We start from the raw sequence: 23,071 nt of genomic DNA, 5'->3' as shown, positions 1-23,071 counted from the left end.
CGTGCGTCTCCAAAATTCAAAGGAACATAATGTCAATCGCTATATCGCCCACGTCTTCCTCCCCCAAATCAGATTCCGCTACCCAAATCGAACCGACAAAATTGGCGGGCATGGGAGCGATACCTCATGAACACGGCGTCGCGTTTCGTGTCTGGGCACCACATGCGGATCACGTCAGCATTATCGGCGATTTCAACGACTGGTCGGGCGACCGTCACCCGATGGCAAACGAAGGCAACGGCTACTGGTACGGCGATGTCGTGGGGGCGGAGGTCGGCCAGGGATACAAGTTCCAAATCACCAATGGTGACCAGACATTCGATCGCATCGACCCCTATGCGCGCGAAGTAACCAACTCGGTCGGCAAAGGAGTCGTTCACGACACCGCGTATGATTGGGAAGGTGATGATTTTCAGATGCCCAATCACAACGAAATCGTCATCTACGAGATGCATATTGGCACATTCCATCGCAGTGACGAGGAACAACCAGGATCGTTTGCGGATACGCTAAAACGACTGCCTCATTTAAAACAACTGGGCGTCAACGTGCTGCAGATCATGCCGGTGGCTGAATTCGCTGGCGACCTTTCTTGGGGCTACAATCCGGCGCATATCTTCGCCGTTGAAAGCGCTTACGGTGGCCCGCTGGCGCTCAAAGACTTTGTCAAGCAAGCACATGCCCATGGGTTCGCCGTGGTAATGGATGTGGTTTACAACCACTTTGGTCCGAGCGATTTGGATCTGTGGCGTTTCGATGGCTGGAGCGAAAACGACAAGGGCGGTATTTATTTCTACAACGACCACCGTTCCTCGACCCCCTGGGGCGAGACACGGCCCGATTATGGTCGTGGCGAGGTGCGGCAATTTATTTATGACAACGCAAAAATGTGGATCGAAGATTTTCATGTCGATGGCCTACGCTATGACATGACTGCCTACATTCGCACGATCAGCGGAATTGGCGATGACGATATCAGCGAAGGTTGGGGATTGATGCAGTGGATCAATCGGGACTTGGCCCAGCAGTTCCCCAACTGCTTGCTGATTGCCGAAGATTTGCAAAAGAACAACTGGTTAACCAAGCCGCACGATCATGGCGGTGCTGGTTTTTCGACTCAGTGGGATGCCGCCTTTGTGCATCCCATTCGCGAAGCCGTTCAGCAGATCGATGATGCCCATCGTGACATGTGGGCAGTACGCGAGGCGTTATGCCACCGCTATAACGACGATGCGATGCAGCGAGTGATCTACAGTGAATCTCATGACGAAGTCGCAAACGGCAAATCACGAGTGCCTTCAGAAATCGACGTCGAAAATCCAGAGAGTGCGCATGCTCAGAAACGCTCGGTGTTGGCGGCCGCCTTGGCTCTGACCGCTCCGGGCATCCCGATGCTATTTCAAGGTCAAGAATTGCTCGAGGACGACTGGTTCGACGATACCGATCCAATCGACTGGGATCGCGCCGAGCAATTCAAAGGGATCAAGCAACTGTTTCGCGATTTGATTGGATTGCGACTGAACCGCGAAGGCAAGACACGCGGTCTCATTGGCCAGCATATTCACGTGCATCACGTCAATGATGGCGACAAAGTGATTGCGTTCGTTCGATCGGGCGACGAGGATCCTGAGGGGGACGTCGTCGTGCTCGCGAACTTTGCGAATCGCTCGTGGGATGGTTATGAAATCGGTTTCCCCGCTGCCGGGCATTGGAAATTGCGTTTCAATTCGGACTGGAAAGGTTACAGCGAAGACTTTGCCGACAAAGATACCGATGACGTGGTTGCCGACGAGGTGCCGCGTGACGGTTTGCCCGCGACTGCGAAACTGTCATTTGGTCCCTACGCCGTGCTCGTGTTTTCAAAGTCGTAGGTTCCATTGTCGGCCAGCGTTCCAAGTGGAAACCGCGACGATCAACCGACAGCATGTTTCCCTGGGCGTAAGCTCAAGGAACCCGGTCAAATCGGATCCGCAAAGCCGCGGCAGGGGCGACAGCAAACTTCGGTCGCGTCTATGCGGTTTGAATTTTGGCAATCTCCTGTAACCCGAGTTCCTCGATCGCGGTTTCGCGGATCTTGAACTTTTGGATTTTGCCTGTCACCGTGGTGGGAAATTGGTTCACAAATTTCCAGTAATGAGGCACTTTAAATCGTGCCATGGAACCGATGCAAAATTCTCGCAGTTCCGCTTCAGTCGCATCCTGTCCCGCTTTGAGTTTGACCCATGCCAACACCTCTTCGCCAAAACGGCGGTCGGGCACACCCACAACTTGAACGTCTTCGACTGCCGGGTGTTCATACAACCGTTCTTCGATTTCGCGAGGGTAAATATTTTCGCCGCCGCGAATGATCATGTCGTGCAGGCGGCCGGTGATACGGAAGTAGCCATTGGATTGCCGCATCCCCAAGTCGCCGGTGTGCAGCCATCCTTCGCTGTCGATGACGGCTGCTGTTTTTTCCGGCATGTTGTAATAACCGAGCATCACGCCATGGCCGCGGCCACAAAACTCGCCTTGTTGGCCATCGGGAAGCGTCTGGTTCGTGATCGGATCGACGATTTTTGCTTCGAATCCGGGCAGCGGACGGCCGACCGTGCCGACCCGCAATTCGATCGGATCGTCGGTGCGAGTTTGCGTGATCAAGGGGGATGCTTCGGTTTGGCCGTAACCGATCGTCATTTCCGCGGCCCCCATGTCCGTGGTCACGTGTTTCATCAGCTCAATCGGGCAAGGGCTGCCCGCCATGATTCCGGTCCGCAGCGATGACAAATCACGCCCCGCGTAGCTGGGGTGTTCCAATTGTGCGATGAACATCGTCGGCACGCCATACAGTGCGGTGCAACGTTCCTTTTCAATCGCGTCGAGTGTCGCGGCTGCGCTAAAACATTCTGAGGGAAAGATCATTGCCGATCCGTGAACCAGACAGCACAAAGTGCCGAGCACGCAACCGAAACAATGATACAGCGGCACCGGCAACGCAATACGATCGCTCGGCCCAAGTCGCTGAGATTGGCCCGCATAAAATGCATTCAGCAGCACGTTGCGGTGCGACAGCGTCGCTCCTTTGGGATGCCCGGTGGTGCCCGACGTGTACTGAATATTAATCGCATCGTTGCAGTGAAGCGTCGCTGCAATTTGCTCGACCATGGTTGCGGGAACCGCTTCCGCTTGCCTTAAAAGTTCGTCCCACTTCAGGGCATACGATGGCGGCTCGCCTCGCAACCCAACGATCCACTTCAACTTGGCAAAGGCCTCGCTGTTCAGCTCGCCCGCCGCTGCGGTGGCAAGCTCGGGACAGGCCTCGTTCAAAATTTCCCAAAAGTGAGTGGACTTGTGGTGATCGATTAACGCCAATCCTCGCACCTCGGATTGTTGCAGCGCGTACTTTAACTCATGAGCCCGGTACGACGGATTGATGTTCACCAACACCACGCCGATCCGCGCGGTGGCGAACTGCAGCAACACCCACTGGGGAACATTGGTGGCCCAGACACCAAAATGGTCGCCTGGTCGAAAACCCAACGCCAATAGCCCGCAAGCAACCTGGGTGACCGCATCATCCAACTCGGACCAAGTCAATCGGTTCGGCGGATCACAGAAAACAAACGCATCATGATCTGGATGCCGCCGCGCAGTCTCACTGAGCGCTTGGCCAATCGTGAATCCATCGACCCACGGTTTCGACGTTTCGTCTTGATTACGAATCGCGATCATGTTTGAACTCCCGCATTCGAGTACCTCTATTTTAAACGAGTGCGGGAACATCAGGACATTGAAAACCGCGGGAAAAATCTTTTCCACGCTCGGCAGCGGCCTGCGTACAATGCGAAATAGGTGTACGAATCGCGACCCGAAAGACGATTGATGATGATCGTTTCTGGAAAATCGCATGGGCGCTTCTTAGTACGGAACGCTTTTCAATACGGAAGGCTTCCTAAAACGGAACCCTTCCTAAAACGGAAACGGAATCAAAAGCGAAATCACACGCACAGCCCCGCAATTTATTTACTGGTGAGGTCAGCTGATGAGGGACGCCTATGTTTTGTCGGCCTGCCGAACTCCGATAGGACGTTTCCAAGGCGAATTGTCGTCATTGACGGCGACCGCGTTGGGGGCAATCGTGGTGCGTGAAGCGGTCCAGCGAGCCCGTTTGTCGGTCGCGGCGGTGAACGAAGTCATTTTGGGGCACGTTTTGACGGCCGGAGCCGGCCAAGCACCCGCGCGTCAGGCGGCGATCGCCGCTGGATTGCCGGATTCCGTTGCCGCCCTGACGATCAACAAGGTGTGTGGTTCCGGGCTGAAAGCGATCATGTTGGCGGCCCAGGCCACGCATTGCGGTGATGCCGATGTGGTGGTCGCCGGTGGGATGGAAAGTATGAGTCGGGCAGGATGGGTCTTGCCACGTGACGCAGCGAGGGTGGGCGATCGCATGCTGCTCGATTCGCTTACCCACGACGGATTAACCTGTGCGTTTAGCGGTGACGCGATGGGGAAAATCGCGGACCAGTTGGCGGAGATCAATGGCATCTCACGCACCGAACAGGACCTGTACGCGTTGCAGAGTCATCAGCGTGCCATCCAGGCAATCGATTCGGGGGCCTTCGACGACGAAATTGTGCCGGTGATCGTCCCCACCCCTGCGGGCGAGTCGGCGGTGGTGCGTGACTCGGGGCCTCGCCGCGATACCACGCTTGAGTGTCTGGCAGCGCTGCAGCCCGCGTTTGGCCCACCGGGGACGGGCGAACCGGGGACGGGCGAACCGGGGACGGGCGAACCGGGGACGGGCCAACCGGGGACGGGCCAACCGGGGACGGTGACCGCGGGGAATGCGTCGACGATCAGCGACGGCGCCGCAGCAGTGGTCGTCGGAAATCGATCCGCCAGCGAGCGATCGGGACAGCGGCCGCTGTGCCGTATCGTTGCCTCGGCAACCGCCGGCAGCGAACCGTCGCAGTTGTTTGTCACCCCGGTGGAAGCGGTTTTGAATGTGGTGCGTAAATCAGGCCATTCGCTTAGCGAAATTGATCTGTTCGAGATCAACGAAGCCTTTGCCGTACAAATGCTCGCTTGTCTAAATCAGCTTGCGATCCCAGTGGACCGCGTCAATGTGAACGGCGGCGCGATCGCGCTTGGACATCCGATCGGAGCGAGTGGCGCACGCGTGTTGGTGACGTTGCTGCATGCACTGAGGGCACGTGGCGGACGATTGGGGGTGGCGGCACTTTGTTTAGGGGGTGGGAACGCCGTGGCGATGTTGGTCGATACCGAGGTCTCGCCATGACATCATGGATTCCGCTTGGCGAGATGCAATTGCTGCCGGTCAGCGGTGGCCGTTTGTGGATCGACGGTGGCAATATGTTTGGCGTTGTCCCACGGATGCTCTGGCAGCGAATCGCAGCACCCGACGAGGAACATCGAATCCTCGTTGAAACAAATTGTCTGGTGGTGCGGACGCCCACCTCGCTCGGTTTGATCGACTGCGGGTACGGCAGCAAAGCAGCCGAGAAAATACGTCGTCGCTACGCGATGCAGTCGGGGGCGCCTTTGGTTCGCAATCTGCAGAAACACGATATCGTTCCTGAGGATATCGATTGGGTAATTCTAACTCACTTGCACTTTGATCACGCTGGCGGATGTACCTATCGCGATCAAAATCAACAATTGCAGCCCACGTTTCACCGAGCACGGCACTACGTCCAGCGGGTCGAGTGGGACGATGGTGTCGGCGACGTTCCTGAATTGGAGGGATCCTATTTCAAAGACGACTTCCTTCCGTTGGCGGAAACCGGTTTGTTGCAGTGGGTAAATTGCAAATCCGAAATCGAACCCGGCATCACGGTTTCATTGACCGGAGGACACACCCGCGGCCACCAAATGGTGAAGTTAAAGTCGCAGGGAGAAACGGCGGTTTATCCCGCTGATCTGTGTCCTACAGTCGCTCATTTGCAAACCTTTTGTACATTGGCGTACGACCAATTTCCACTGATCGTTCGTCGCTTAAAGCCGAGCCTCATCCGTGACATCATCGAGCACCAACGATTGATGCTGTTCTCTCACGATCCAGACGTCGCGGCGGCTCGGTTAGTGATGGATGAATCGGGTAAACTTCGTGCCGATCCAATCATGCCCTTGCCCCATTAATACATCGATCGGGTCGGAATCATCGTCCTCATCGATCCATCCATACTGCAGCGGTTGCTCGGCCGAACGCAGCGGTGAAGCGACTTGACGTTGTCGTCCCATTTGATTGATCACCTCTAACGCGTCTAGTGCGGTACCGTAGCCGTCTCGATTGACATCCAAGTACGGCGAACCGGCGTCGCGGAATCGAGGCAAACGTGGTGATGATGGACTCCGCTGCAATGCGTTTACAATGACCAGCGCATCGAGTGCCGAAATTTTGCCGTCATGGTTGACGTCAAACGGAGCATCGCTGTGGTGCCAAGGAAACGGATCCACGACGTCAATGTGGATCGTAGCCGAATCGGTTTTTGCAGGAGTTCCAGTGTCGGTAACCAAGACCGTCACATCAATGGATTGGTTACCGTATTGCTGATCGGGAGTCCACGTAAACAGTCCTGTCGATGGATCGATGCTCGAGCCAGGCGGTGATCTGGCATCGAGAGCGGTATTGTCACTGCGTCGCCAAATCACTTCTTCACGCCAATCTCCGAAAATATCTGCTGACAACGCGGGAGTACGTTTCGATCCATTATTGGAAGCGGCACCCGGGGCAAAAATTTGACTTCGGCTGGTGCCTGGATCCAAATCAAAGTTGGAGCGACCAGGATTGTTCCATTCCGAGATCGTCACGCCGTCGAGCACTTCGGATCCGCCCACGTTCGAATCTTTTCGAGTGTAGGTATCCGCGACCGGAAACAGCGAGATGGCCGACAGCACACATCGTGCTTCCAGCGACTCAAAGCTTAGACGAAATTTTTGACGCCGTGCATGACAAAATCTTTGCATCGAGAGAGCATCCTTCCAGAGCAAGAGTGAAAGGCTCTGGTCGTCAACGACCAGAGCAAACGCAATGACTGTGTTGCGTTCCGATGGGCAATGACCGCGTTTGCTTTAGCAACCTCCAAATTCTCTTCGTTGTTGGCTAATCCGAGCCTGTGGGACTTCATATGCATCGCTACAAACGCCAACCGTTGAGTGCCAAAATAGTTGGCACTGTCATTGAGCCCCTCCTCTCGCGGTGACGCACTGGATTCCAAGCCGGTCAACCACGCACGGATGCAACAGTCCGATCGAACGACTTGGAGTGCAATCTAATTGGAACGCAATGTTCCCACGCCCCCCCCGCATGGAACGTCTTGGATTCGAAAAAGCTGTTCAATGCGTTCCAATTTGAGTGGCTTGCCAATAAATCGCATTGCTGAAAGCGTCGGGATCCGTTCCAATTTATTGTGTTCATTAACAAAAAACGTCCATTTTCGTGGCGGGGCTTGTTCTTCGCTAATAATGCTCTGCATTGCCCCAGTCCCCACACGAGCGGGGCACGCAACGATTGTTTCCCCTCGTTTAGGTCATTACCAGAGGCGTACCATGGCGGACCCCGCGTTGAACGAATTGCCTGTTATTCAAGATCTGTCACTTCCGCTCGAGCGAGACGTGTTTATGCGGACGTTGATCCGCGAATTGTCGGGGACGCTGCAAGATGTCGTCGGGCTCGAAGAGGCCGCTGGGTTTATCAGCGTCGTTGGGCAACGGGTCGGTGATCAGATCAACGAAGACTACCGCACCGCTTTGCAAGTCGAACAGCTCGATCGCCGTCAGGTGGCCGAGGTCTTGGTCGACCTGAAACGGCGGATCCAAGGCGACTTTTACATCGTCCATCAAGACGATGAAAAGATTGTGCTGAAAAACCGAGCGTGTCCATTTGCGGAAAAGGTGATTGGTCGTCCGTCACTTTGTATGATGACCTCCAATGTCTTTGGTGTGATTGCGGCCGAAAATCTCGGTTATGCCAAAGTCGTCATCGAAGAAGCGATCGCGCGAGGTGACGCAGGTTGTACGATCGTGGTTCATTTGCGACCAACGGAAAATGCAATGGCGGCAGATGGCCGTGAGTATCTACAAGCTTAAAGTTCGAGCCACATGTCACCCGAAGAATTTGTTTCTCTCGCCAATCGCTTCTCCGAAGCCGCATTGCTGGTCTCACGCGATGGAATCGTGCTGGCTGCCAACCGTCAATTTCTTCGCTTCCAAATATCGAGCTCATCGCTATCGGACTCATCGCTATCGGGCAAATCGCTCATTGGGACTCAGCTCACGGAATTGGTCTCCACTGCCGAAAACGAAGTCAACAACTATCTGCGCGATTGTGCTCGCAACCGTGATCCGATCGTAGGCGTGTTGACGTTCAAGACGCTGCAAGGCCAAGAACGGGCGTTTCGCTGTGATGGGGCGCTGCTGCACTTTGATCCTGATCGCAGCAACACTCAACTGATGATCAAGTTGGTGCCACGCGATGAATCGACGACTCAGTTTGCGGTGCTGAATCAGAAAATCACTGATTTGAATGAAGAGATGCAGCGACGCCGGCAGCTGCAATATGAGTTGTTGGCACAGGGCGAATCGTTGCGAGTGACGTTGGCAAGTATCGGCGACGGCGTGATCGTCTCGGACACCAATGGGTTGGTCACGTTTATCAATCCGATCGCCGAGACGTTAACCGGTTGGCAACAAAATCAAGCGGTCGGCCAGCCCGTGGAACAAGTGTTTCAAATCGTTGACGAAACGACCCGTCGACCTCAACAAAACCCAGCTTCTCGCGCACTGCGTGAACGCAGGATCGTCGGGCTTGCCAATCACAGCGTTTTGATCAGCCGGGATTCCAGTGAACGGCCGATCGACGATAGTGCTGCTCCGATCCAAGATGGCGAGGGTGACATTTTGGGAGTCGTGCTGGTTTTTCGTGATGTGTCCGATCGACGTGCCGCAGAGATCGAGCAGGGGCGATTGGCGGCACTGGTCGATTCGTCCGAAGATGCGATCCTGGGCTTGACCTTCTCGGGTGTCGTTACCGACTGGAACGCCGGAGCGGAAAAACTGTTCGGTTTTGCTGCCGAAGAAACCGTGGGCCAATCGATCTTGTCTACGATCGTGCCAGCGGAAACAAAGGACGAGGTACTGGAAACGCTTCGTCGGGTCCAGCAAGGCGATCGTGTCGAGCCGTTCGAGGCGATTCGAATACGAAAAAATCGGCAAGTGGTCCCTGTAGAGATTCGCATCTCGCCGATCCGCGATAGTGAGGGAAATGTGGTGGGCGCGTCGGCAATCGACCGTGACATTTCTCAACAGAAGGCGGCCGAATTGCGTCGCACCGCGCGGATGGCGGTGGCCCAGGTGATTGCCGACCAAAAGGATGACACGCAGGCGATCAAAGAAATACTGGCCGTTTTGGGCAGTACGTTGAACTGGGATGGTGTTTGTTTCTGGAGCCCCGACTCGGATCCCGAACAACTGAAACTGACTCACGCGTGGTGTTCGCCCGAATCGAAACTCGCGGCAAATTCGGAAGGCGCGTCGTCGTGGACGTGCCGGTATGGCCACGGAGTCGCACGACATGTCGCGGAAAGCGGATCCCCATTGTGGATTTCTGATATCGCTAGCGACGAGCGGTTTGGTGACGAGTCCTCTGCCCTGCAGAGCGGTTTACACGCCGTATTGGCGTATCCCGTGCGGATCGATGGGGCTTCCTTTGGCGTCATCGAGCTGCACAGCAGCGAAGTCAGACCTTCTGACGACGAACTGATCGAGATGATGGGAACCGTCGTTTCCCAGTTGGGGCAGTTTCTAGAGCGGTGTCATGCCGAACGGAAACTTCGTCTCAGCCAGCAAGAGTTGGTCAACAGCGAAGAACGTCTTCGGCTCGCCCTGGATGCAGGACGGATGGGCAGCTGGGAATGGAAAATTCCTAGCGGCACGGTGATTTGGTCATCGACGTTGGAAAAGATCCACGGCATCCCCGAAGGAAGTTTTGATGGATCGTTCGAGACCTATCAGCGGGATATCTATCCCGAGGATCGAGACCGCGTCTTGAACACGATTCAAAGCACCGTTCGGCAAGGCCATTTGCATCATCTCGAGTACCGAATCGTATGGCCCGATGGCAGCGTTCACTGGCTCGAGTCTCGCGGCAGTTTGTTTCGTGACGATGCGGGAAATCCGGTTCGTATGATTGGTGTCTGTTCGGATATCACCGAGCGCAAGCATCTAGAACAAACGCTTCTGTTTTTGGCCGAGTCGAGTAAGTCGTTGTCAACATTAGTGGATTACAAATCGACGCTGCAGAGAATTGCGAGTTTGTCCGTTCCCGATTTTGCCGATTGGTGTACTGTCGATATGCTCGAAGCCGACGGATCGGTGCAACGTTTGGCAGTCGCGCATGCCGATCCAAGCAAGGTGATGCTCGCCGAAGAATTGCATCGACGTTTTCCGCCGGACGCCGATGCTGACTACGGAGTGATGAAAGTGCTGCGGACGGGCGAGGCTGAATTGATCCCGGAAATCCCGGATTCGCTGTTGGAAGCGGCTGCCCAGAACGACGAGCATTTGGCGATGCTGCGTCAACTATCGTTGGTGTCTTACATGTGCGTGCCTCTACGGGTAAAGGATAAAGTGTTGGGGGTGGTGACCTTCGTGGGCGCCGAATCGGGACGCCGCTATAGGGAAACCGACTTGGCGATGGCCGCCGATTTGGCCCACCGCGCGGCCATTGCGATTCAGAATGCACTGCTGTATCAACAGGTTCGTGAGGCCGACCGCCGCAAAGACGAGTTCCTGGCGATGCTGGCGCACGAACTGCGCAATCCACTCGCCCCCATTCGTAGCGGCCTCGATCTGTTGGCGATGGACTCTACGGGGCATCGCGAGATCATTGAATTGATGCAGGATCAAGTCGAACATGTGGTGCGATTGGTCGACGATTTGTTGGACGTTTCGCGGATTATGCGGGGCAAAGTGGAACTTCGCAAAGAAACGGTCAAACTGGCGGATCTCGTCAAACGCTCGGTCCATGCGGTCCAATCCACCGTCGACGGTCGGCATCAAAAATTGAACGTTCATGTGGCCAGCGATCCGATGCACGTGCGCGTCGATCCCGTACGAATTGTCCAGGTGATCGAGAACTTGTTGACCAATGCGTCGAAATACATGGACCCCGGTGGCAAGATCGATTTGATCGTCGGGCGGCATGAGGACACCGCAGTGGTTACGGTGCGAGATACCGGGGTGGGAATTGAGAAAGAGCTTTTGCCGCAAGTATTTGACTTGTTCACGCAGTCATCGCGGTCACTCGATCGATCGCAAGGGGGGTTAGGAATTGGCTTGACGCTCGTACAGCGGCTTGTCGAAATGCACTCAGGATCGGTTTCCGCGCATAGTGATGGACTCGGCCACGGCAGCACCTTCGTCGTTCATCTGCCGATTGTCCAAGCGGTCGGTCTCGTGTCACCGCAACCTCGTGACGACGCCAAGGTCGCCCCCTGTCGCATCTGCGTGGTGGATGACAATCGATCGGCGGCATGGTTGTTGAAGGCGCTGTTAAAGAAAGTGGGCGATCATCAAGTCGAGACGGCTGCCGATGGGCCGACGCTATTGGCAAACATCCATGAATTCCAGCCTAAGGTCGTGTTTTTGGATATCGGATTGCCAGGCATGGACGGTCACCAGATCGCCCGAGAAATTCGCCGGCAACCCGAATTTGACGATGTCTTATTGATTGCCTTGACCGGTTACGGGCAAGAAGAAGATCGCAAAAATTCGCGTGCGGCCGGCTTTGATTTACATTTGGTCAAACCACCGTCGGTGGACCAAATCAAGAGCGTTTTTGCGCATCCCAAGGTGGCATCTCGAATCGCAAAGACGCCGTAGCGGAACGGGGCAAGAGTTTCGATTGTGTCGGCAGAGTCAACGAACGTCACCCACGACTCTCGCTACGAAAGATCAAACTTCGCGACGTCATTGGGCGTTGCGATCCGCTTTTTGGATGCAGTAGATTCGCGTTGCGGTGCGGATGAGTAATCGGTCCCCTGCGATCGCAGGCGTTGCCATCGCCATGTCGTCGTCAGCCAACGGATTGCTGCCCAATAACTCGAACTTTTTGCCGGCTTTGATCACCGACGTCACGCCGTCTTCGTTGATGCAAAAAATCTTTCCGTCATAGGCCCACGGTGATGAAGTGAATTCGCCTCCGTTAGGGATCCGTACCTTCGAGTAAATTTCAGAACCATCGGCGGCATCATATGCGGCAAACAAACCGCGATCGTACAAAATAGACACGATGCCTTCATACGCAATCGTGGTCGGATTGTACGGCGCGGCGGTCGGTTGACTCCAGACAATCGATTCGTTCGCAGTCTCGGTGCCCTCGAGTGAGATGTCCCCTTCGGCTCCTGGGCGTATCGCGTACAGCGGCCGATCGCTATCGCCAACGTAGCCTGAACTGATGTAAAGCAAACCGTTGTACTGGTAAGGCGTCGCGATCGTGATGCTCGACATGCCGCGAAGTGACCACAACAAATTGCCATCCAAGTCGTAGGAACGAACTTTTCCGGAACCCAGTGTCACGATCTCGCGACGCAGTTCGTTCTGCCAAAGGTAAGGAGTCGACCAGTTGCTCTTTTCGTCTCGCGGAGTTCGCCAGACCTGTTCGCCCGTTCGTTTGTCCAATGCCATCAAATAGGACTCTTCGTCGTTGTCGTTGACGACATACAATCGATCGCCAAACAACACCGGTGACGCGGCCGTGCCCCAGCCGTATCGCGTTTTGCGTGGTTCGAGGTTGTGCATCCAAACCTCGTTGCCATTGATGTCAAAGCAGTAAACTCCCACTCCACCGAACATCACGTACACGTGTTCGCCATCGGTAACGGGCGTCTCCGATGCATAGCTGTTTTTTAGATGGATCGAGGTTTTCGGTGACGCCTTGCGAACCTGCTTTTTCCAAACCCGATCGCCGCTGTTCAAATCCAAGCAAATCACCACCCACTCGTGTTCCGATGCCGGCAACTCTGGCCGATTACCACCAAAATACAAGCCTTTTTTCGGTTCTTCCCCATCGCCGTGATTGATGACGGTGGTCAAAAAAACTCGGTTTCCCCAGACGATGGGAGACGACCATCCGCGTCCAGGGATCTCGGTTTTCCAGGCCACATTTTCGCTGGCAGTCCACTCGGTCGGCAAATTGGAGGGCTCGGTGACCACGCCGTCCGCGTGCGGACCGCGAAACTGGGGCCATGAATCACCCGCGACGGTTGTCAGCGGATAAAGGACCAAACCTAACACGATCCCAGCGCAGGTGTTCGCTAAACGATAAAATTGCATCGTACGTACCGTGTAATCTTTTTTGATGAGGATGAGTGGAGCAGCGCGAAATTCACAATGCGGATTGTAGCGTCTTCCCGGCTCGGGCGTCAGAATCCGGCTCGGGCGTCAGAATTAGGAGCAACCTAAGTGTTGGGCAGGAGTCTTTCGGTAAATTGGTCGTTTTGGCGTTAGTCACGGTGCCGGCGCTGAACCGGGGCGAACGCCCCCAACGAATCGTTGTGATGTATTTCCCCGCCGGTAAATTTCGGTATCTGCGTCTTGTAGCGTGGATGGTTGCTAAAAACTAGCCGCAAGATCGAACGCCGGATGACGGAGGGATGCAGCGGCGCCAAAACGGTTTATCATGGAGAATCCAAACTTGTTCCGCGCCGTAAACTTTTCGCCCCGTCATTTCAAAAATCCTTGTCAATAAACCATGAGCGATGAGGTGCCCCCCAAGCGTCGACTTGCATCTCGTCAGCGACGTTGGCTTTTTCCAGTCCTGGCAATCGTGGTTGGCTTGGCTCCCGTGATTCTGTTTGAATTGTCACTCAGGATGGTCGGTTGGCGGCCTCGTGTCGCCCATCAGGATCCGTTTGTCGATTTCCAAACCATCCGTCCTTTGTTCGTTTTGTCGGACGATGGGGAACACTGGGTAACAGCCGCCAACCGGCTCGAGTACTTTCAGCCCGAATCGTTCGCGGCGGCCAAAAGTCCCAATGAATTTCGGATCGTTTGTCTGGGAGGATCCACGGTTCAGGGCCGTCCGTATTCGACCGAAACCTCCTTTACGACTTGGTTGGAACTCAGTCTGCAGGCGGCCGACCCATCCAAGCAGTGGGAAGTGATCAACTGCGGCGGCGTTTCCTACGCCAGCTATCGGTTGGTCCCCATTCTCGAAGAGATGCTGCGGTATGAGCCCGATCTGATTGTGCTGGCAACCGGGCACAACGAATTCCTCGAAGACCGATCGTATGCCGGAATTAAAAATTTGCCGGATAGCCTCGCCGATGCTTACGGTCGGTTTAGCCGGTTGCGGATATCTCAATGGGCTCAGCAACTCGTTGCCTCTGCCAGTGACAACGACGCGGCAAAGGACCATCATGACAAACCGCTGGACGTGCTGACGACCGAGGTCGATGCACTACTGGATTATCAAGGAGGGTTAGCGGAGTATCATCGTGATACGGCTTGGCGACAGTCGGTGGTTAAACACTTTGGTCTGAATCTGCGACGCATGATCAGTATCGCGAACAATGCCGCAGTCCCAATTCTGTTGGTCGATCTGCCAGTGAACTTGCGAGATTGCCCTCCCTTTAAGAGCGAGAATACGAATGGAATCAGCGACGCCGACCAACGACGCTGCGAGCAACTTGTCGCCAATGCTCGCACGCTGTTTTCTGACGACACACCTCAGGCGATCAAAGAACTCGAGCTTGCCGTTGGCATCAATCCTCAGCACGCAGCCTTACACTACCAATTGGCACTTCTGTACTTTGACAACCAACAATTCGAACATGCGAAAAGGCATTTCCAAATCGCAATCGACCAAGATATTTGCCCGCTTCGGATCGTGACTCCGATTCGAGATGTCCTGCGACATACCGCATTGCAGGCTGCGGTGCCGATCGTGCCGGCGCGGCAACGTTTCGAAACACTCAGCAGCGGACGAATCCCCGGCGACAACCTGTTGCTTGATCATGTGCACCCGACGATTCCAGGACACCAGTGGATTGCCTCGGAGATCATCCATAAGCTCGAAGCGATGAGGATCGTTTCGCCACGCGATGATTGGCAGAGGACGAGAGAACAAAACTACGCTCGCCACTGGGAAACGCTGACCCCGGTTTACTTTGCTCGAGGCAAACAACGGCTGAAGGGGTTACAGTTATGGTCCGAGGGACGGGCAAAAAAAATACGCGACCAGGGCACACTTCCGGCGGATCCGCCGCATTTGGGGCCTTGACGGGGCCGCCGATTTGGCAGTCGTTGATGCAGGGCAGAAAGTTGACACCGCGGGGGTGATGGTGCCATCCGACGGCACAAAGTTTGCAACTGTACATATTTGCAACCGTACATGTTTGCAAACGTACCTGTTTGCTTGCTAACGAATTGAATGATCCAAACTGATAACAGAGAGTACTTCAAAAATGCCTACGCGAATTTTTGCCTCGTTGCTGATCGGTCTCTTTGGGACCACGGCGAACGTGTTCGCCCAAGACGTGATCTTATATCGCCCGGTGGTGCAGCCCGTCGCCGCAGTGCCCGTGGTCTCGACACCCGTTGCCGCAGTGCCGGTCGCCGCAGTGCCCGTGGTCCCAGCGCCCGTGGTCCCAGCGCCGTATGCTGCAGCGCGACCTGTGTACTCGGCAGCCTATCCTGTCGCGGCGACCCCGGTCGTTACGTCACCCGTAGTGGTTCAACGCCCGACCCTTGCTGCGTCGCCGACGGTCGCTCCGGTGGTGTCCTACTCGCCCGCGGTTCCCGCAGCCTACGCGGCACCGATTGCACCCGCACCGGTCGCGTCGGCGCCAGTCGTGGTACGTCCAAAAGTCTACATCCCAGGCCGCCCGATCTATAATTTCTTTCAGGCGATCACGCCTTAGGGGCGTCATGCTCGCTGATAAAAAAGCCTGTTGAAGTGGACTTCAACAGGCTTTTTTCGTTGGTTGCCAGGCTAGCAGCCTAAAGCACGCTCACAGGCTAGAAGCCTATGCTACGGGTTGCTGATCCCACGTTTTCGTGTGACGTTTTTAGTTGGCTTGGACCTTGATTCGGCGAGGTTTGACCTTCTCGGATTTAGGCAGTCTCAGGGTCAACACACCGTGCTTCATCTCGGCCGAAATTTTTTCGGCATCGATACTTTCCCCGACCGCAAACGTGCGATGGAAATCACCGGTGCCATATTCACCCATCAAAAATTCGCCTTCGTGGCGAGCGGCGACTTTTCCATGGATCGTCAACTCGCGATTTTCGAATCGGATATCGAGATCGTCGACGCTGACGCCGGGCAGATCGCCGTAGAGCAACAGTTCCTCTTCGCCCTCCCAAATGTCAAAACGTGGGACGTACGTCGATTGATAGGTTTGTTCAGGGCTGACGCTGTCGCCCGTTTGTTTGTCCGCATTGCTCATCGTCGTATTCATCACATTTCCTCCGAAACAATTTGATTGAGAATGGTACGTGTGGGTGACGCCGCAAACCGATCCGGTTGTCTCATGCGTCACTTTCACTTTCGATTGGGAAAGCAAGCCAAGACTTAGTTCGCTTTCACTTCGATACGCCGTGGTTTTGCCGCTTCGCTCTTGGGCATTGTCAACGTTAAAATGCCGTTGCTGAAATTCGCGGACACTTTTTCGCTGTCGACGTCGCCGGGCAGCTCGAGCGTACGTCGGAATTTGCCAAACCCGCGTTCTTGTCGATGCCATGCGCCCGCTTCGTGTTCAGGCTGTTTTCGCTCGCCCGAAATCGACAACTGGTTGCCACCTGTGACGTAGATTTCCAAATTATCCAGTTCAAATCCCGGTAATTCCGCTTCCACATACAATGAACTGTCGTCTTCCCACAAATTCATCAGAGGGAAGGATCCACGTCGCGAAGTACCGTTTCCACCGCTGACTTGGCCGAACAGACGGTCTAGTTCGTTGCGAAGCCGATTTACGTCTGCCATCGGTTGCCAATGTGAACTTAACATGACTATTTGCCTCCATAGAAAACTGAGAGAGAGTTGGGGAGAGGGGGCTTCGGAGCGACTGTCAAAAATGGCACTCCGAACCACTCATTAGCCAAGAAAAAGCAACGAGCGTGCCAATCGCTAAAAATGCTCCTGCGGCGCAGCACGCGATCGCTCGCCCCGATTCGCAGACGACACCGTTCCACCGGTGCCGGTGTCCCCGCCGCAGCCCGGTGGAACCTCGATGTTCGTCGCGTACCCGAGCGGCCAATGCCATCTTCTTTTGCATGACCTGGGTGGTTTTCCCAGCGGAGCCGCACGAGCCGCGCGGTAAATCGCGAACGTTTTGTTCACTGCAACCGGGCGGCTTGCGCCGCGAACGCTACCCAAAAGCGATGGCATTCCCCGGGATTCCCCTGGATTCCGCTGTTTAGACGGAATGTACGGCAGCGGTTCCTGCGGACAAGAACGACTGTAGATGAGCCACGACGGTGGTGGGTTGGTCGAGCATGGCAAAGTGGCGAGCGTTGGCGATCGGCACCCACCTCGCACCAGGGATGTCCTTTGCCAAACGTTTTCCATACTTCGACAGTTGGAATTTGTCATCTTCGCCCCATAACACCAACGTTGGTACCGCGATCCGGTGCAACCGATCGGTGATCTCGGTCGTCTGGTTGGTGTTCAGCGCAGCGGCGTTACGGATCAGTGACAATTTGCCGACCTCGGTGTGGTAAGGCGCCAGCAGTCCATCCATCACTTCGCTATCAGGCGACGTGGCAAAACCGCTCTTCAACGCCACACCTAGTGACGCGATTGTCTTTGATGCCGAAGCGATGCTCTTGACGCTGGGATGTCCAAATTGCAACATCAATTCGATCGGCCACGAGTCATAACAGACCGTGTTCATCACGCACAATTTCGAGACGCGGTGCGGAAACAGCGTTGCCAACCGCAGTGCCACGCCCCCGCCAATGTCATGAGCGACAAACGCGGCCTTGGCGATCCCTAGTTGGTCCATCCATTGGTCAATCATTTCCGCTTGCCGAGCGATCGAGCGGTCAAAGCAGTCACGTCGATCGGAAAAACCGAAGCCAAGCAAATCCGGTATCAACGTGCGATGATGCGTTGTCAGTGCCGGCAGCACTTGATGCCACAAGTAACCCCAGACGGGAATCCCATGCAGCAAGATCACCGGATCATCGTCGGCGTCGTTTCCGCTGCCCTCATCGACATAGCTAACGAAGCGGTCGCCCAAGTTCGTTACTTTTTGTAATGCTTGATAATCACGCCAATTCATTTTGCACCTCCGGTGAATTCAGGTCGCCCGCTGTTCTGTGATCTCGGTGAGACTGCGTTTGCGGGGAAAGGCGACCGCAGTGAAGCGTCATCGGGTTGCCAATCTCGCAGGCAGATGGCGATGTTCAGGATCAATCCCGGCAGCAGCTGTTCGAAGGTGTCACAGCTCTCAAGCGTCTCATCAAAATCAATTCCTTCACCCTCTAGCCTCGTTCGCGACAAGGGCACGGGGTAGGGCAGTTCCGAAGCCAAGCGACGCGACCGTTCCCGCAGATGGTCCGCGGCGGTGGCGTGGGCGGGGGATTGAACTTTGGGTTTGAGTTCCCGCCATACCGCGTCAAGATAATTCGGCCAAAGTGCCAAGCTGCGATAATCGCTGTTGATCGAGCGTAGCGAGAGTGTGTCCGTGATATCGCTAAACAGCGTCTGCAATTGCTCGTCGCTCGGATTTTCGTCTTCCATCTCCAGTGCGGCCATCTCCGCCGGGACACCGGGGGCGATTCGCTCGGCCGGTTCTGTTGCCGAGTATTGTTTGATCGACAATTCCCCATCGAGCCCTTGACGCACCGCTGATGCCAACAAGAGCAGCTTAGGATTGATGTAGTGATAGAGTTTTAACATCTCGTGCAATTGAAACGCTTGGCTCGGGCCCAGTGGCGATTGCTGTTTCGCGTCAAGATTCCCTAGCGACTTTGTCAGTTCCACCGCCGCCGAACGAATTTGATCCGAGGATTGTTCGAACCTCATCGTCTCGGCGTTAGGACGGACCGTATCCCACAAAATCGGCAGCAGCCCTTTGTGCCCAGCCCAGGTGCGAAAGATCAGATTGATGCCGCGGACACGAAGCGTTTGTCCTATCTCGTAGTACACCCGCTCGATTTCGCCAGTCGCTGCGTACTCGGCAACGGGACTCGGTTGTTTCGATCCAAACACGACGTTCTCTCCCTGTGAGTATCCAGAATGCCTCAGCACAGCATGACGACGATCATCAACGCAGCGATCCGGCAATCGAGAGAGGACGCGAATTCCATGCCGATCCGAAGCATCGTGGCGGCAACAATCGATTCGGCGGCGTTCCGATGGCACGCCTTAAAAATGGTTTCGCACGCTTTTTCGTTGACGTACGCCACTGTCATTGTTGGTGGCGGCGTCTCGAAAATCCGCTCGCCGGTGTCCTCTTCGATCCGCGATCTCGATCTCTCGGTGGCCCAAGAGAAAGCAAGCTAGTCGGCAATCTGTCGCGTTCGCTGAAAATGGTGCGTGACCACCACCACGGTATTGCGTCCGCGAACACGGGCCAGCAACTCTTCGACCACGCGGCTCGAAAGCGGGACAAGGGAAAACGGGACCAAAACGCTGCCGCGTTCATCTAGCAACAGGATCCGCAGCACGATCGCGCCGTTGATCATTCCCTAACTCCTTGCTGAAAACATCTCAGCGATAAGTCAGGGGGCTAGCGGCACAAAATACTGGGCCTTGATGATATCGTGGACATCGCTTGATTTTGCAAATTCGAGGAATGCTGCAACCCGCGGCTTCGAGGCTTGCTTGACGACAAGGTTCAAGGGCCGCGTCAATGGAAAGCTGCCGTTGCGGACATTCTCAATCGTTGCTTCAACACCCGCCAACGGCAAGAGTTTGATCGCGACTCCGGCGGCCGCATCGTATTCGGCACTCCCGATCGAAACGTAGCCAATCGCACCGGGGTTTTCAGCGACCGTCTTGATGCCTTGTTCATTGTCGGCAATCACCACGTCGGCTTTGATGTGACGGTTTTCAACTTGGATGTACTCGGTAAACAGCTCGAGTGTGGAACGGCCTTCGGCTTTATTGACGATCGTGATCGGACCTGGCGTGCCTCCGACGTCACGCCAATCTTTGATGTCTCCGTTATATATCGCCGCAATTTGGTTGTTCGTCAGTGATGTGATCGGATTGTCGCGGTGCACGATCACCGCGATTCCATCTCGCGCAATCGTGAACGCGGTCAAATCCTGCTCATCCGATCTCAAGTCGCGTGACACCATCCCGATATCGACATTGCCGCGGCGAGCTCCAACAATGCCTCGCGAGCTACCGCCGCTTCGAACATCGACGCGAACGCCTGGATGAATCGACTCGAACCGCGTGGCAATCGCTGCTGCCAACGGCGCAATCGTACTCGAACCAGCCAATTTAAGTTGGTTTTTGTTGTCGCTGACGCGGTGGGTTGAACACGAAACGATCGCCAGCGGCAGCAGTGCCAAAACGCCAATGGAAAATAGTCGTGTACTTCTCGGATGCCCCTCGCTGCTCACAGCACGTTTCCTTCTTCGCTAGACTCTTTACTCCCATCATAACTTGATCCCAAGCACACAACGTGCCATTTAAGCCCATTGCACGACGTGCCATTTAAGCCCATTTTGCGGCCCAGTGTCGCCACCGCCATCTGGACGTCTTGGTGCCCGCGCGTCTTCGTGCCTGTACGTCTTGGTACCTGTACGTCTCGTCGGAGCGAACAAACGGTGCACGCGCGCGAGGTTGCAGCCGTCGCGATCCTCAGAGGTCGGTGCAGAGGCCCTGGAGTGGTAAGAGGCCCTGGAGCAGAAAGAGACGGTGATCGACGGAAATCCTTACAAAAATAATTGCAGAATTTCGTGCTCGACAAATCGTCACCAAGCAAGTGACTCGAAGTGCTGCCACTTTGGGGGGGGCGTCAGTGTCGCTTGGCACTCGTCTTGGCAATGCAGACCAACGGCGACCGCGATTCGTTAAGACGGCGTGCGGATGACCAAGTTGCGGATTTCGGTCATGTCTTCCATCGCGAACACGATTCCCTCGCGTCCCAGTCCGCTGTCCTTCACGCCGCCGTAGGGCATGTTGTCGACTCGCCACGATGGCACATCGCCGATCACCACGCCGCCGACCTCCAGTGTGTCCCAGGCTTGATGGGCCTTGTACAGATCGCGAGTAAAGATGCCCGCTTGCAGCCCAAACTTGCTGTCGTTCACCTCAGCTAGCGCGTCGCTGAATTCGCTGAACCGGCTCAGTACGGCGGCTGGTCCAAACGCTTCTTCGGTACAAAGCGTTTGATCCGCTGGCACGTTTTCCAACAGCGTGGCATCCAACATCGCACCGTCGCGTTTGCCGCCGCACAGCAGTTTGCCACCCGCTGCGACCGCTTCGTGGATCCAGCGATGAAGCCGCTCGGCTTCCGTTTCCGAAATCATCGGCCCAATGAACGTCTGCTCAGTTTTGGGATCGCCAGCGACCAGGGCCTTCGTGGCAGCCACCAGCGAATCACGCAGTGAGTCGTAAATTTCTTCATGAACGATGATTCGCTGGACCCCGATGCAACTTTGGCCCGACTGGTAGAACGCGCCAAACACAATTCGTTTGACCGCGTCGACCAAATCGGCGTCGCGGTCGACGATACAGGCGGCGTTGCCTCCGAGTTCAAGCACGACTTTCTTTTTGCCCGCTTTCGATTTCAAGGCCCAACCGACGTCGGGCGAACCGGTGAAACTGAGCAGTTTCAGACGCGCGTCGGTCGTAAACAAATCGGCTCCGTCTCGTGAACAGGGAAGGATAGAAAAGGTCCCCTTGGGCAGATCGGTTTCGGCAAGGACTTCGCCGATGATCAAGGCCCCAAGCGGCGTGCGGCTCGCGGGTTTCAACACAAACGGACATCCCACCGCCAACGCCGGGGCGACCTTGTGTGCGGCAAGGTTCAATGGGAAATTAAACGGGCTGATGAACGAACAAGGCCCGATCGGAACGCGTTTCCACATCCCACGATAGCCCGCGGCTCGTGCCGAAATCTCCAGATTCATCACCTCGCCGCGAATACGTACCGATTCCTCCGCCGCAATCCGAAACGTGTCAATCAATCGCGAGACTTCGCCGCGAGCGTCTCGGATCGGTTTTCCCGCTTCGATGCACAACGACATCGCCAATTCATCGGATCGTTCACGGAATCGCTTCACGCAGTGGTTCAAGATGTCTTGACGCTGATACGGTTTCATCGCTGCCAACTCGCCAGCGGCTTCGACACAACCAGCGATGCCGCGGTCGATTGCGTCCGAGTCCGCTAGCGCCACCTCGGCGGCAACTTCACCCGAATACTTGTCCAACACTTTCAAGTCGGTATTTGGAGTCAGAGGTTCGTTGGCAAGAAAATAAGGCCATTTGCGTTTCATGTTTGTTCTCGAGGGGTAGCGGCACGCTCGGTCGCAGCACTGTAAAGCTTGATATTGGATCGTCAACGCGAACGGATCACGTCGTTCATCGAGACTGCGTCCAGCAGATTCGTGATCAAGTAATCGGCTCGTAAACGGCAAGGGCTTGGATACTCCCCTGCGATCGGTCAACGCGCCCCATCCCTGGCCCTATTCGCCCTGGCCCTGTTCGCTATGGCCTATTCGCCAAGCATGAGAGCCTGGCCTTGTTATACAGGATCCACCGCAATGAAGTGTTGAGCATCCCGCCGATGCCAGTGCCGCCCAACAAGCTGGTGGTTGAACGTCACCGCGGCCAACGAGAAGGACATGCAAGACTTGCGGATCCGGCTGGCCAGGCCCCTAACCGGCCAACGCTGTGAAGCATTTAGAGACGGCAAATTGTGGCATGTGTGTTTGGTTGCTACGCTCGCCACAGCGTGGATGGCTGCCGGCTAATACGAATCACCACCTTCTGGCGAAGGTAGCTACGAGAAAATGATTCGCGGCGTCGAATGACGGCATTTACGTTCCGTGGCTACGCTGCTCCGAAAACGGCATCCGGTAATTTGCTGGGTGCGGGCAGACCGAT

General features: G+C 55.5%; 18 protein-coding genes. 8 read left to right on the top strand and 10 right to left on the bottom strand.

Annotated elements, in window-relative coordinates:
- Positions 1-29: 29 nt before the first annotated feature.
- Positions 30-1,871 carry an alpha-amylase family glycosyl hydrolase gene (locus ABX962_RS03000; protein WP_372716480.1) on the top strand — a complete coding sequence of 614 codons (1,842 nt, stop codon included), beginning with the start codon at positions 30-32 and terminating at the stop codon, positions 1,869-1,871.
- Positions 1,872-2,010: 139 nt separating this feature from the next.
- On the opposite strand, the gene ABX962_RS02995 is transcribed toward ABX962_RS03000, so the two are convergent.
- On the bottom strand, positions 2,011-3,711 hold the full coding sequence (locus tag ABX962_RS02995; RefSeq protein ID WP_372716478.1) for an AMP-binding protein: 1,701 nt from the start codon (positions 3,709-3,711) through the stop codon (positions 2,011-2,013).
- Positions 3,712-4,021: 310 nt separating this feature from the next.
- On the opposite strand from ABX962_RS02995, the gene ABX962_RS02990 reads away from it, so the two are divergent.
- Both ABX962_RS02990 and ABX962_RS02985 read left to right on the top strand, forming a co-directional pair.
- On the top strand, positions 4,022-5,278 hold the full coding sequence (locus ABX962_RS02990; RefSeq protein WP_372716476.1) for an acetyl-CoA C-acyltransferase: 1,257 nt from the start codon (positions 4,022-4,024) through the stop codon (positions 5,276-5,278).
- A complete protein-coding gene (locus ABX962_RS02985) occupies positions 5,275-6,138 on the top strand; it encodes an MBL fold metallo-hydrolase (protein WP_372716474.1) in 864 nt (287 codons plus the stop codon). Before ABX962_RS02990 ends, ABX962_RS02985 begins: the two co-directional genes overlap by 4 nt.
- Here the strand turns inward: ABX962_RS02985 and ABX962_RS02980 are convergent.
- Entirely contained in the window at positions 6,079-6,966 is an 888-nt protein-coding gene (locus tag ABX962_RS02980; RefSeq protein WP_372716472.1) for a dockerin type I domain-containing protein, read from the bottom strand. The two genes, ABX962_RS02985 and ABX962_RS02980, sit on opposite strands and share 60 nt — an antisense overlap.
- Positions 6,967-7,548: 582 nt before the next feature.
- Here ABX962_RS02980 and ABX962_RS02975 point away from each other — a divergent pair.
- Together ABX962_RS02975 and ABX962_RS02970 are read left to right on the top strand one after the other, a co-directional pair.
- Positions 7,549-8,088 carry a methanogen output domain 1-containing protein gene (locus ABX962_RS02975; RefSeq protein WP_372716470.1) on the top strand — a complete coding sequence of 180 codons (540 nt, stop codon included), beginning with the start codon at positions 7,549-7,551 and terminating at the stop codon, positions 8,086-8,088.
- A 12-nt stretch (positions 8,089-8,100) separates the two neighbouring features.
- Positions 8,101-11,880 carry a PAS domain S-box protein gene (locus ABX962_RS02970; RefSeq protein ID WP_372716468.1) on the top strand — a complete coding sequence of 1,260 codons (3,780 nt, stop codon included), beginning with the start codon at positions 8,101-8,103 and terminating at the stop codon, positions 11,878-11,880.
- Between the two features lie 87 nt (positions 11,881-11,967).
- Here the strand turns inward: ABX962_RS02970 and ABX962_RS02965 are convergent, their stop codons facing one another.
- Positions 11,968-13,332, bottom strand: coding sequence for a PQQ-binding-like beta-propeller repeat protein (locus ABX962_RS02965; protein ID WP_372716466.1), 1,365 nt, complete (start codon positions 13,330-13,332; stop codon positions 11,968-11,970).
- Between the two features lie 418 nt (positions 13,333-13,750).
- On the opposite strand from ABX962_RS02965, the gene ABX962_RS02960 reads away from it, so the two are divergent.
- Both ABX962_RS02960 and ABX962_RS02955 read left to right on the top strand, forming a co-directional pair.
- The gene (locus tag ABX962_RS02960; protein WP_372716465.1) at positions 13,751-15,280 is read left to right on the top strand and encodes a hypothetical protein; all 1,530 of its coding nucleotides are present in this window, start codon (positions 13,751-13,753) and stop codon (positions 15,278-15,280) included.
- A 184-nt stretch (positions 15,281-15,464) separates the two neighbouring features.
- On the top strand, positions 15,465-15,920 hold the full coding sequence (locus ABX962_RS02955) for a hypothetical protein (protein ID WP_372716463.1): 456 nt from the start codon (positions 15,465-15,467) through the stop codon (positions 15,918-15,920).
- Positions 15,921-16,067: 147 nt separating this feature from the next.
- On the opposite strand, the gene ABX962_RS02950 is transcribed toward ABX962_RS02955, so the two are convergent.
- The 4 genes from ABX962_RS02950 to ABX962_RS02935 all read right to left on the bottom strand — a co-directional run bounded on the left by ABX962_RS02950 (position 16,068) and on the right by ABX962_RS02935 (position 19,216).
- Positions 16,068-16,460 carry an Hsp20/alpha crystallin family protein gene (locus ABX962_RS02950; protein WP_372716461.1) on the bottom strand — a complete coding sequence of 131 codons (393 nt, stop codon included), beginning with the start codon at positions 16,458-16,460 and terminating at the stop codon, positions 16,068-16,070.
- A 113-nt stretch (positions 16,461-16,573) separates the two neighbouring features.
- Complete coding sequence (locus tag ABX962_RS02945) at positions 16,574-17,008, bottom strand: Hsp20/alpha crystallin family protein (protein WP_372716459.1); 435 nt, start codon at positions 17,006-17,008, stop codon at positions 16,574-16,576.
- 409 nt (positions 17,009-17,417) lie between these two features.
- Positions 17,418-18,284: an alpha/beta fold hydrolase gene (locus ABX962_RS02940; protein ID WP_372716457.1), complete on the bottom strand. Its 867-nt coding sequence runs from the start codon at positions 18,282-18,284 to the stop codon at positions 17,418-17,420.
- Positions 18,281-19,216, bottom strand: coding sequence for a halocarboxylic acid dehydrogenase DehI family protein (locus ABX962_RS02935; RefSeq protein WP_372716455.1), 936 nt, complete (start codon positions 19,214-19,216; stop codon positions 18,281-18,283). Before ABX962_RS02935 ends, ABX962_RS02940 begins: the two co-directional genes overlap by 4 nt.
- A 27-nt stretch (positions 19,217-19,243) precedes the next feature.
- On the opposite strand from ABX962_RS02935, the gene ABX962_RS02930 reads away from it, so the two are divergent.
- Positions 19,244-19,510: a hypothetical protein gene (locus tag ABX962_RS02930; RefSeq protein WP_372716453.1), complete on the top strand. Its 267-nt coding sequence runs from the start codon at positions 19,244-19,246 to the stop codon at positions 19,508-19,510.
- Here the strand turns inward: ABX962_RS02930 and ABX962_RS02925 are convergent.
- From ABX962_RS02925 to ABX962_RS02915, 3 genes are all read right to left on the bottom strand, one after another.
- Entirely contained in the window at positions 19,507-19,692 is a 186-nt protein-coding gene (locus ABX962_RS02925; protein WP_372716451.1) for a hypothetical protein, read from the bottom strand. The genes ABX962_RS02930 and ABX962_RS02925 overlap by 4 nt on opposite strands.
- Positions 19,693-19,728: 36 nt before the next feature.
- The gene (locus ABX962_RS02920; protein WP_372716449.1) at positions 19,729-20,580 is read right to left on the bottom strand and encodes a phosphate ABC transporter substrate-binding protein; all 852 of its coding nucleotides are present in this window, start codon (positions 20,578-20,580) and stop codon (positions 19,729-19,731) included.
- A 453-nt stretch (positions 20,581-21,033) separates the two neighbouring features.
- Positions 21,034-22,461, bottom strand: coding sequence for an aldehyde dehydrogenase family protein (locus tag ABX962_RS02915; protein WP_372716447.1), 1,428 nt, complete (start codon positions 22,459-22,461; stop codon positions 21,034-21,036).
- Positions 22,462-23,071 lie beyond the last annotated feature (610 nt).

The organism is Novipirellula sp. (assembly GCF_041583735.1).
Classification (GTDB): domain Bacteria; phylum Planctomycetota; class Planctomycetia; order Pirellulales; family Pirellulaceae; genus Novipirellula.
Note: the sequence above shows the minus strand (reverse complement) of the source record. Positions and strands in the feature narration are given on the sequence as shown.